12 protein-coding genes are annotated in these 9,661 nt (G+C 68.3%); 1 reads left to right on the forward strand and 11 read right to left on the reverse strand.

From position 1 onward, the window contains the following. The 11 genes from OS124_RS24850 to OS124_RS0115190 form a co-directional block, all read right to left on the reverse strand. The coding region (locus OS124_RS24850) for an SDR family NAD(P)-dependent oxidoreductase (RefSeq protein ID WP_010140600.1) at positions 1 to 260 on the reverse strand (260 nt) is incomplete at its 3' end. After that, positions 257 to 628, reverse strand: a complete 372-nt coding sequence (locus OS124_RS26155; RefSeq protein WP_010140601.1) for a hypothetical protein — start codon at positions 626 to 628, stop codon at positions 257 to 259. The genes OS124_RS26155 and OS124_RS24850, both read right to left, overlap by 4 nt. Beyond that, positions 628 to 1,224 (reverse strand): NAD-dependent epimerase/dehydratase family protein, encoded by a 597-nt coding sequence (locus tag OS124_RS24855; RefSeq protein ID WP_010140602.1) that lies wholly within the window; start codon positions 1,222 to 1,224, stop codon positions 628 to 630. The genes OS124_RS26155 and OS124_RS24855 overlap by 1 nt, the downstream gene beginning before the upstream one ends. After that, on the reverse strand, positions 1,221 to 2,204 hold the full coding sequence (locus tag OS124_RS24860; RefSeq protein ID WP_138919558.1) for a LysR family transcriptional regulator: 984 nt from the start codon (positions 2,202 to 2,204) through the stop codon (positions 1,221 to 1,223). The genes OS124_RS24855 and OS124_RS24860 overlap by 4 nt, the downstream gene beginning before the upstream one ends. Next, entirely contained in the window at positions 2,201 to 2,872 is a 672-nt protein-coding gene (locus OS124_RS0115160) for an aspartate/glutamate racemase family protein (RefSeq protein WP_010140604.1), read from the reverse strand. Before OS124_RS0115160 ends, OS124_RS24860 begins: the two co-directional genes overlap by 4 nt. Then, on the reverse strand, positions 2,869 to 4,329 hold the full coding sequence (gene hydA / locus OS124_RS0115165; RefSeq protein WP_010140605.1) for a dihydropyrimidinase: 1,461 nt from the start codon (positions 4,327 to 4,329) through the stop codon (positions 2,869 to 2,871). The genes OS124_RS0115160 and hydA overlap by 4 nt, the downstream gene beginning before the upstream one ends. Before the next feature lie 16 nt (positions 4,330 to 4,345). Then, positions 4,346 to 5,272 carry an N-carbamoyl-D-amino-acid hydrolase gene (locus tag OS124_RS0115170; protein ID WP_010140606.1) on the reverse strand — a complete coding sequence of 309 codons (927 nt, stop codon included), beginning with the start codon at positions 5,270 to 5,272 and terminating at the stop codon, positions 4,346 to 4,348. Between the two features lie 22 nt (positions 5,273 to 5,294). Next, on the reverse strand, positions 5,295 to 5,966 hold the full coding sequence (locus OS124_RS0115175) for an amino acid ABC transporter permease (RefSeq protein WP_010140607.1): 672 nt from the start codon (positions 5,964 to 5,966) through the stop codon (positions 5,295 to 5,297). A gap of 9 nt (positions 5,967 to 5,975) precedes the next feature. Beyond that, on the reverse strand, positions 5,976 to 6,644 hold the full coding sequence (locus tag OS124_RS0115180; protein WP_010140608.1) for an amino acid ABC transporter permease: 669 nt from the start codon (positions 6,642 to 6,644) through the stop codon (positions 5,976 to 5,978). Then, entirely contained in the window at positions 6,644 to 7,405 is a 762-nt protein-coding gene (locus OS124_RS0115185) for an amino acid ABC transporter ATP-binding protein (RefSeq protein WP_029375473.1), read from the reverse strand. Before OS124_RS0115185 ends, OS124_RS0115180 begins: the two co-directional genes overlap by 1 nt. A gap of 70 nt (positions 7,406 to 7,475) precedes the next feature. After that, positions 7,476 to 8,351: a transporter substrate-binding domain-containing protein gene (locus tag OS124_RS0115190; RefSeq protein WP_010140610.1), complete on the reverse strand. Its 876-nt coding sequence runs from the start codon at positions 8,349 to 8,351 to the stop codon at positions 7,476 to 7,478. A 429-nt stretch (positions 8,352 to 8,780) separates the two neighbouring features. On the opposite strand from OS124_RS0115190, the gene OS124_RS0115195 reads away from it, so the two are divergent. Then, a complete protein-coding gene (locus tag OS124_RS0115195) occupies positions 8,781 to 9,659 on the forward strand; it encodes an NAD(P)-dependent oxidoreductase (RefSeq protein ID WP_010140612.1) in 879 nt (292 codons plus the stop codon). Positions 9,660 to 9,661 lie beyond the last annotated feature (2 nt).

The raw sequence follows: 9,661 nt of genomic DNA on the forward strand, positions 1-9,661 counted from the left end.
CCGTGCGTCGCGCCGATCTCGCGGCACAGCGCTGCGCAGGCGGCATGGTCGCGCACATCCAGCGCCACGAAGCGCGAGGCCGGAGAGATCTCGGCCAGCGGTTCGGCCACCGGAGGGCCGCCCTCGACCACCTCTTCGGTCACGTCGCTGGCCCAGACCGTGGCCCCGGCGCGGGCGAGGCGCAGCGCGATGGCCCGCCCGATGCCGGAAGAGGCGCCGGTGACCAGGGCGCTCTGGCCGGCGAGGGGAAGATGGCTCATGCGGGGGTCTCCTTCAGCGTGGCCTGCCACAGGCGTTGGTCCGCAGCGGCGGCGGTCATGTCGCGCCCGCCGTCGATGCCGGTCAGCGCGGCGGTGGCGGCGGTCGACATGGGGCCGCGGCGGGGATCGGCGCGGGCGGCGATCTCGGGGCGGGCCGGGTCGATCAGCGGCGCGGGCAGGCCCATGGCACGGGCCCAGTCGGTCAGGGCGAAGGGCGCCCCTCCGGCGATGTTGAAGCAGCCGCCCGCCGCCTGCGCCATGCGGGTCGAGACCGCGGCGATCATCGCTGCCGCGTCGCGGGAATAGACCCAGTCGCCGCACATCTCGTGGGGCAGGCGCACCGCGCGCCCGCCCTCCGAAAGCTGCATCAGCCGGGCATGGGGCGAGAGATCGGGCCGGGCCGCGCGCAGGCTTCCCAGGGGCCGAAGAGCGGCCCCAGGCGCAGCGCCGCCAGCCGCAGTCCCAGCGTCGGGGCGATGCGGGCCGCCAGCACCTCGGCGGCCAGCTTGGTCTCGCCATAGAGGCTGTCGGGGCGGGCCGGGCCGTCCTCGCGCAGCTGGTCCGCGCCGCTGCCCAGACTGCCGTAGACCGAGATCGACGACAAGAGCAGCAGGTCCCGCACCCCCGCCGCAGCAGAGGCCGCAAGGACGCGCAGGGTGCCGGTGACATTGACCTCGGCGATGCGCAGGGCCTGGCTCTGCGCGGCTTCGCCATTGGGCGTCATGGCGGCGGCGTGGATCACCACCTCGGGGCGGATGCGCTGCAGCTCTGCCTGCAGACGGGCGGCATCCAGGATATCGCCGGGCAGGTAGGAGGTGCCGGCAAGCTCGGGGCGGGCGAAGAGCGCGGGATCGGGCGGCGCGAGGTCCAGCAGCGTCACCCGGTCGCCCTGCGCCCGCAGCGCTTCGGCCAGGGCGAGGCCGACGAAGCCGGCGCCGCCGGTGATCAGGACGTGGCGGCTCATGCCGGGTCACCCTCGGGCGCGGTGCCGGCAAGGCCCGGGATGTCCAGCGCCGCCGTGGCCTGGCGCATCTCGGCCATGAAGATCTTCAGCAGCCCGGAATGGGGGATGCCGCGGCGGGTGAACATCATGCAGCGCACCGGGCAGGGCTGGGCCAGCGGGCGTGCCACCAGTCCGGTCCGGGATCCGCTGTCGGTCTCTCCGCCGATATAGGGCTCGGCCGACCAGGGATCGACGATGCAGACCCCCATGCCGCTGGCCGCCAGCGAGGCGGCGGTCTGGCAATAGCGGGTCTCCAGCTGCGGGTGGTAGGTGACATGGGCTTCTTCGAAGGCCTGGGCGACGATGCGGCCAAGGTGGCTTTCCTGGTCGATGCCGATGAAGCGCTCGCCGGTCAGGGCCCGGACCTCGATCTTCTCCTGCCGGGCCAGCGGATGGTCGCGCGGCAGCAGCGCCACCATCTGCCCGGCGCGCAGCTCTTCGGTGTTGACGTTGGGGATGCGCCCGGTGGCCAGCCCGACGCCGACATCGGCCTGGCCGGTCTGCACCGCGTGCAGCACGTTGCCCAGGCGGCGGACATCGAAGCTGACCGTCACGTCGGGGCGGGTGTCGAGGAAGGCCCGCATCGCCTGCGGGATGACCGAATAGCCCGGCGGCGGCGTGGCGATCACCCGCAGCCGCCCGACCCGCCCGTTGCGCAGATCGCGCGCCCGCATCGAGAAGCTGCGCACGATCCCGAAGAGCGGGCGGATCTCTTCGTAGAGGTTGCGCGCCTCCAGCGTCGGTTCGAGGTGCCGGCCGGTGCGCTCGAACAGGGTCAGCCCCAGCTGGGCTTCCAGCTGGCGCAGCCCGGCAGAGACCGCGGGCTGCGAGATGCCGAGGCTTTCGGCGGTCGCCACCGTGGTACGCTGGCCCATCATGGCGGCGAAGATCTCCAGCTGGCGCATGGAGGTTTCGGGCAGTTTCTCGGGGCCGGTACTCATGTGGCGTCGAAGGCGAAGGCCGGATCGCCCTGCAGGGCCGCGACGGCCTGGGCGACGGCGGCAGAGACCGGGTCGATGACCGCAAGGCCGGTTTCCGCTTCCAGCCGGGCGCGGATCAGCGCCATGCCCGCGCAGCCCAGCACCACGGCCCCGGCACCCATCTTGCCCAGTTCCTCGGCCCTGGTACGGATCAGGGCGTAGGCCCCGGGGTCGCGCATCGGGGCTTCGGCGGAACAGCCCGACAGGTGCAATTCACCCGCCAGCCGCCCCTCGATCCCCATCATCCGCATCTTGCGCATGTGGCGCGGAATCGAGGCGGGACCGAGCGCGATGACGCCGAAGCGGTCGGCGCGGGCCAGCGCCGAAAGCAGGGCCGCCTCCTGGCAGCCGATGGCGACCGGTCCGCCGGGCATGGCGCGCAGCAGGTCCAGCCCGGGGTCCGAGAAGCAGCCGGTGATCACCACCCTGGCGGGGGTGGCGCGGGCCAGTTCCAGAACGCCAAGCCCGGCGCGGGCGACATCCTCGTCGCTGGCGATGGTGGCCGGGCTTTCGGGCAGGTCGCGCGAGGTCAGCGACAGAGAGGCCGGCAGCATGGCGCGCGCGGTCTGGTCCATGCCCCGCGTCACGGTGGCCGAGGAATTGGGGTTGATCAGCAGGATATCCGTCATCCGCGCAGATCCACGCCGAAGTTCTGCGCCGGGTCGAACTCCTTCACCATGGCGCCGGGACGGGCGCGCAGGTCGACCGGCGCGCGACCGAAGAAGCGGCCCTGGCCCTCGGTGGCTTTCAACGCGCCCTTGTCCACGACCACCGCGCCGCGCGTCAGCACGGTTTCGGGGCGGCCGGTCAGCTCGCGCCCCTCAAGCGGGGTGTAATCCATGTTGTCGTGCTGGTCTTCCAGGGTGACGGCATAGCGCGCCTCGGGATCCCAGATGGCGATATCCGCATCCATGCCCGGCGCCAGACGGCCCTTGGTGGTGCAGCCGAAGACCTTCGCCGTGTTGGTCGAGGACAGCGCCACGAACTGCTCCAGCGTGATCCGGCCAGCCACGACGCCTTCCGAGAACAGCCAGGGCAGGCGCAGCCCGATGCCGGGCATGCCGTTGGCGATCTTGGGGTAGGGCACGTCGAAGCCGTTCAGGAACTTGCCGGTCGCGTCCGCGCGGTAGGGGGCATGGTCGGAATGCACGCCGACGAAGGTGCCCATGCGGATGTGATGCCACAGCGCTTCCTGCGTGGCCGCATCGCGCAGCGGCGGAGAGCAGATGTATCTCGCCCCCTCCATGCCGGGCCGGTTCAGGTCGTCGCGGGTCAGCGAGAGGTACTGCGGGCAGGTCTCGGCGAACAGCTTGGCGCCGTTGAACTGCTCGCGCCGGATGATCTCGGCCCCGCCCTCGGTCGAGACATGGACCACGAAGAGCGCCGCATCGGCGAGCTTTGCCAGCTGCACGGCGCGGTTGATCGCCTCCTGCTCGGCCAGCTCGGGACGCGAGATGGCGTGGTATTTCGGCGCCGTCAGGTCGCGCTCGGCCAGCTGGCGGTTCATCCATTTGACCATGTCGTTGTTCTCGGCATGGACCATGGTGATGGCACCGTGCTTGCGGGCCACCGTCAGGATGTCCAGCATCCCACCGTCGCCGATGTTCATCAGGTCATAGGTCATGAAGACCTTGAAGCTGGTGATGCCGCGCGCGAAGGCACGGGGCAGCTGATCGGACAGCACCTCGGGGCGGGGGTCCGAGATGATCAGGTGGTAGGAATAGTCGATGACCGAGCGCGCGCCGCGCGCATCATAGGTGGCCAGCACGTCATCCACGTTCTCGCCGCGCTGCTGCGCCGCGAAGGGGATGAAGCTGGAATTGCCGCCGATGGCCGCCGAGATCGAGCCCGACAGGTAGTCATCCGCCGTCATCACCCCCGAAGAGCTTTCCTGGGCGATATGGGCGTGGGTCTCGATCCCGCCGGGCATGACGATGCGCCCCGTGGCGTCGATGCGGCGCGCGCCGCCCTCGATCTTCTCGGCCATGGCGGCGATCTTGCCGTCGCGGATGCCGATGTCGCCGGTGCTGACGCCCTCGGTGGTGGCGATCTGGCCGCCGTGGATGACGCAGTCGAAATTTGTCATGGCTTCACTCGCAGTCTTATTCGGGCAGCTTGACGCCGGTCTGGGTACTGATACGTCCATAGTGCTCGATCCGGCGGTGCGCGGCAAAGTTGAAGACGGTGGACTTGCCGAAGGCGCACTTGGCGAAGTCGGCCTCGGCTGTGATCACCTCGTCGCCCTCGGTTTCGGCCTTGGCAATGACGAAGCCGTCAGGGTCGACGATGATCGTGCCGCCGATCATGTGGTTGCCGTCCTCCATGCCGCACTTGGCGACGGCCATGGCATAGGTCGAGTTCTGGTAGGCCCCGGCGCAGACCGACAGCTCATGGTGGTAGAGGCGCTGTTCCAGACCTTCGTTCTTGGACAGGTTGTTCTGCGAGGGGGTGTTGTAGCCGATGCAGACCAGTTCAACCCCCTGCAGGCCCAGCTCGCGCCAGGCCTCGGGCCAGCGCCGATCGTTGCAGATCGCCAGACCCATCAGCACGTCCTGGCTGCGCGCCACGTTGAAGCCCAGGTCGCCGGGCAGGAAATAGCGCTTCTCCAGGTGCTGGTGCGTGCGCTCGGGCTCGTACTCGGCATGGCCGGGCAGGTGGATCTTGCGGTATTTCAGGGTGATCTCGCCCTGCGGAGAGACGATGATCGACGTGTTGAAATGCTGCCCCTCGGGGGTCAGCTCGCAATAGCCGAAGGTCATGCCCATGCCGTAGCGCCTGGCGGCGTCGAACAGCGGCTGCGTGGCGGGGCCGGGCATTTCCTTTTCGAACCAATGGTCGAACTCGGCGCGGTCCTCGACGTAGAAGCGCGGGAAGAAGGTGGTCAGGCACATCTCGGGGAAGGCGATGAAGCCCGCGCCCTTCTCATGCGCCTGCTCCATCAGCGCCAGCATCCGCGCCACCACCTCTTCGCGGCTTTCGTCCTTCTGGATGCCGCCCATCTGTGCTGCGGCCAGGATCATGCGTGTCATCGTTACGCTCTCTTCTGATAGTTCAATGGCTGATCGAAAGGCCACGCTGGAAGCGCGAGATCACGCGGACGAGCGGCCAGAGGAGGAGAAGGTAGAGGCCGGCGGCCATCACCAGCGGCGAGGAGTTGTAGGTCACCGCCCGTGCCATGTTGGCGCTGTAGAGCAGCTCGGACAGCGACACGACCGAGGCGATCGAGGTCAGCTTGACGATCTCCACCACGTTGGACAGCAGGTCGGGCAGAACGTTGCGGATGGCCTGGGGCAGGATCACCCAGGCCTGCGCCTGGGCAGGGCTGAGCCCGGTGGCCCGGGCCGCTTCCATCTGCCCCTTGGGGATGGCCTTGATGCCAGAGCGGAAGATCTCGGCGAAATAGGCCGAGTTGTTCAGCAGGAAGGCGATGCAGACGGCCGCGAAGGGGGGCACCCGGATGCCCATGAAGGGCAGGCCCGCGCAGATCAGGATCAGCAGGATCAGCGGCGGCACGGCGCGGAAGATGTCGATGAAGACGAACGAGGGCAGCCGCAGCAGCGCCGAGCGCGACGAGGCCAGCAGCGCCAGCCCGAGGCCGCCGAACAGCCCCAGCAGGATCACCACGGCGCAGAGCTGCAGCGTGACCCAGGCCCCTTTCAGCAGCAGCGGCGCGGCCTGGCGCATGATGTCGATGTTGAAGAAGGCGTCGATCAGGTTTTCCATGCCGGTCCCTCAGTGCTCGTAGTGGAACCGGTCTTCGATGTAGCGCGAAAGCAGCATCGCCGGAAAGAAGATGATCAGATAGGCCAGCGCGGCCATGGTCAGCGGCGTCGCCGAACCCGAGAAGGCCTGCGCCGAGCCCGCGACCGAGACAATTTCCTTCACCCCGATGACCGAGCCATAGGCCGTCATCTTCGAAATGGTGAGGGAGCGGTTGACCAGCGGCGGGATGTTCATCCGCAGCGCCTGCGGGAAGATCACGTGGACCAGCACCTGCAGGAACGACAGGCCGGTGGCCGCGCCTGCTTCCCATTGTCCGCGCGGCAGCGAGGTCATGGTGGCCCAGAAGATCTCCTCGACGAAGGCGGCCAGCACCAGGGTCAGGATCAGGTAGAGCACGAACCAGTCCGCCAGGATGATCCCGATGGAGGGCAGGCCGAAGAACAGGATCAGCATCAGCACCAGCGGCGGCAGGGCGCGCATCAGGTCGGCAAACAGCACGATGGGCCAGCTCAGCCAGCGTTTCTGGTAGGCGCGCAGCCCGGCCAGCAGCGCCCCGAGTGCCAGGCCCGAGATCACGACAAGCACCGAGATCCAGATCGTCACCCAGACCGCGCGCACCATGGGGCGCAGGTAGGTGGCGATGATCTCGGGATTGAGAAAGGCGTCGAGGAAGTCCATCAGGCGGCCTCTCCCGAGACGCGCGACAGGAAGGCCTTCAGCCGGTCGGACTTCGGGTTGCCGAAGATCTCTTCGGGCGGGCCTTCCTCGACGATGACGCCGCCGTCCATGAAGACGACGCGGTCGGCGGCCTCGCGGGCGAATTGCATCTCGTGGCTGACGACGATCATTGTCATGCCCAGCTCGCGCAGGTCGCGCATGACCTTCAGGACCGAGCCGACCAGCTCGGGGTCCAGCGCCGAGGTGGGTTCGTCGAACAGCATGACCTTGGGGTCCAGCGCCAGGGCGCGGGCGATGGCGACGCGCTGCTGCTGGCCGCCCGACAGCTCGGAGGGCATGGCGTCGGCCTTGTGCTTCAGGCCAACCTTGTCCAGCATTTCCAGCGCGCGGGCCTCGGCCTCGGCCCTGGGGCGGCCAAGCGCCTTGCGCTGCGCCAGGGTGACGTTCTTCAGCGCCGAGAGATGCGGATAGAGGAAGAAGCCCTGGAAGACCATGCCGACCTGCAGGCGCATGCGGTCCAGGTCCCGGCGCGGGATGCCCAGCATGGGCTTTCCGTTGACGTGGATGGCGCCCGAGGTGGGCTCTTCCAGCCGGTTGCAGCAGCGCAGCATGGTGGACTTGCCAGAGCCCGAGGGGCCGATCACGAAGACCAGCTCTCCATTGCGGACCTTCAGGTCGATGGAGCGCAGCACCTGCGTCTCTCCAAAGCGCTTTTCCAGCGCGGTGATTTCTAGCGTGGGGAGGGGCTGTGCTGCCGTCATTTGCAAACCTGGAACTGGTGTGGTCGGGCCGGAGGCAAGCCCCCGGCCCGGTGGGGACGAGTGACGGGGATCACTCGAAGGTGCAGGAGACCTCGTGTTCGTCGGGCTGGTAGCCTTCGAAGCCGGGGGTGCCGTAGCCTGCATTGGGGGTGACGATCAGCTCACCCTCCGCCGGGGTCAGGCCGAACCACTTCTCGGACAGGGCGGCCATGGTGCCGTCGGTCTTCAGGCATTCCAGGACCGAGTCGAAGAGGTTCCGGGTGGCGTAGTCGTCACGACGGAAGGGCAGGGCCCAGCTGAGGCCGGTGTTGATCTGGAAGGCGAATTCCAGGCGCGGGTTCTGCTGCCCGGCCCATGCGGTGACGGTCATGCCCGCCATCGAGGCATCGGCCCGGCCCGAGGTGACAGCCTCGAAGGCATCCGCCTGGCTGCCGAAGGTCAGCACGGTCATGCCCCATTCCTCGGCGCGCTCGGTCAGCCAGGTCTCGTAGAGAGAGCCCTTGTTGGCGGTGACCGTCTTGCCCTTCAGGTCCTCGACGCTGTCGATGTCCGAGCCGGTCAGGGTGGCGAAGCCGAAGTTGGTTTCCATGAAGCCCTCGGTGAAGAGCAGCGTCTTGGAGCGCTCTTCGGTCACCGTGGTCGGGGCGGCGATATAGTCGAAGGTTTCCGAGTGCAGGGCGGGGAAGAGGCCGGTGTACTGGCCCGGCACGATGGTGATCGCCACGCCCAGCTTCTCGGCCATCGCGGCGGCGAGATCGACGTTGAAGCCCTGGATGCCGCCATCGAGCGAGGGGAAGGCATGGGGGGCGAAGGTGCCGTCGATCCCGGCCTCGTAGCCACCGGCCTTGATGGGCGCGATTTCCGCGGGCGGTTCGCCCTCTGCCAGGGCGGCGGAAGAGGCGAGGAGGGCGGCCAGAAGGCCGAAGGATGCATGTCTGAGGGTCAAGGGAGGTCTCCTGTTGGAACGCGCATTTTCCGCATGCGCTGTGCCGCCAACCTCAGCGGCGGTCGGGCCCGAGACCAGATAATTTCGGATTATCTCCAGAGTAAAAATATAAACTCAGATTATACTATTGCCTGTGCTATAGGTGGCCGCGCCTTGCTGAGGGGCCCTCATCCGACTGATATCATTGCAGGAACGGGACGGCCCTGCAGGGATGCTCTGAGCGGCGACCGGGGCCTGCGCCGCCCTGATCGGCCTGGATGACGGAATGGGCTCTGGGTGATTTTTGGGCAGAACGCGCGATCCGCGGGCGGTTTGCGACCCGCGTCGGGCCCGGAAAGGCCGCTTTCGGCCCCGTGCCGGGGATGGCGATTTGGAGAATCCGCGAAAGCCGTGGAATAGCGCTTGCGATGCAGACGACAGGAGTTCGCCATGTCCGCCCCCCGCAAGAGTGTCCCCAGCAAGATCCCCTCTCGCAAGATCAATGTCCTCTTCTCGGCCCCGGGGCCGGTCTACGACGAGTTCCAGCCCGCCATCAGCGCCGCGCTCTCGGCTGAGGGGCTCGATGCGCAGGTCGCGGCGGATCTGCCCCCGGCGGAGGTCGACTACCTCGTCTTCACCCCGAACGAGCTGATCACCGACTTTTCGGTCTTCCCCCGGGCCCGGTTGGCGCTCTCGCTCTGGGCGGGGGTCGAGCGGGTGCTGCACAATCCGACGCTGACCCTGCCGCTGGCGCGCATGGTCGACCCGGGCCAGCGCGAGGGCATGGTGGAATTTGTCACCGCCCATGTACTGCGCCACCATATCGGCATGGATCGCCATATCCTGTCCTCCTCCGGCTGGGACCAGGTGGCGCCCAAGCTGGCGCGGCATCGCCGGGTGACGGTGCTGGGGCTGGGAGAGCTGGGCGGGGCCTGTGCGGCGGCGCTGGCGGCTCTCAACTTCGATGTCCATGGCTGGAGCCGCAGGCCCCGGACGCAGGCGGGCGTCACCTGTCACGCCGGCCCAGAGGGGCTGGAGCAGGCGCTGTCGGGCGCCGAGATCGTCGTCAGCCTGCTGCCCAACACGCCCGAGACCGAGGCCGTGCTGAACGCGCGGACCTTCGCCCTGATGGCCCCGGGTGCGGTGGTGATCAACCCCGGGCGCGGCGCGCTGATCGAGGATGCGGCGCTGATCGCTGCCCTGGACGGCGGGCAGCTTTCCCATGCGACGCTGGACACCTTCCGCATCGAGCCGCTGCCCGAGGATCACCCCTTCCGCGCCCATCCGAAGATCACCGTCAGCCCGCATGTGGCCTCGCTGGTCCGGTGAGC

The sequence above is a fragment of the Oceanicola sp. S124 genome, from assembly GCF_000220565.1.
Taxonomy (GTDB): domain Bacteria; phylum Pseudomonadota; class Alphaproteobacteria; order Rhodobacterales; family Rhodobacteraceae; genus Pseudooceanicola.

Excerpts from the sequence above, each read along its gene's own strand:
- OS124_RS0115180 (WP_010140608.1), bottom strand. The coding sequence starts at position 6,644 with ATGGACTTCCTCGACGCCTTTCTCAATCCCGAGATCATCGCCACCTAC.
- hydA (WP_010140605.1), bottom strand. The coding sequence starts at position 4,329 with ATGACAAATTTCGACTGCGTCATCCACGGCGGCCAGATCGCCACCACC.
- OS124_RS24860 (WP_138919558.1), bottom strand. The coding sequence starts at position 2,204 with ATGAGTACCGGCCCCGAGAAACTGCCCGAAACCTCCATGCGCCAGCTG.
- OS124_RS0115170 (WP_010140606.1), bottom strand. The coding sequence starts at position 5,272 with ATGACACGCATGATCCTGGCCGCAGCACAGATGGGCGGCATCCAGAAG.
- OS124_RS0115195 (WP_010140612.1), top strand. The coding sequence starts at position 8,781 with ATGTCCGCCCCCCGCAAGAGTGTCCCCAGCAAGATCCCCTCTCGCAAG.
- OS124_RS24855 (WP_010140602.1), bottom strand. The coding sequence starts at position 1,224 with ATGAGCCGCCACGTCCTGATCACCGGCGGCGCCGGCTTCGTCGGCCTC.
- OS124_RS0115185 (WP_029375473.1), bottom strand. The coding sequence starts at position 7,405 with ATGACGGCAGCACAGCCCCTCCCCACGCTAGAAATCACCGCGCTGGAA.
- OS124_RS26155 (WP_010140601.1), bottom strand. The coding sequence starts at position 628 with ATGCAGCTTTCGGAGGGCGGGCGCGCGGTGCGCCTGCCCCACGAGATG.
- OS124_RS0115175 (WP_010140607.1), bottom strand. The coding sequence starts at position 5,966 with ATGGAAAACCTGATCGACGCCTTCTTCAACATCGACATCATGCGCCAG.
- OS124_RS0115160 (WP_010140604.1), bottom strand. The coding sequence starts at position 2,872 with ATGACGGATATCCTGCTGATCAACCCCAATTCCTCGGCCACCGTGACG.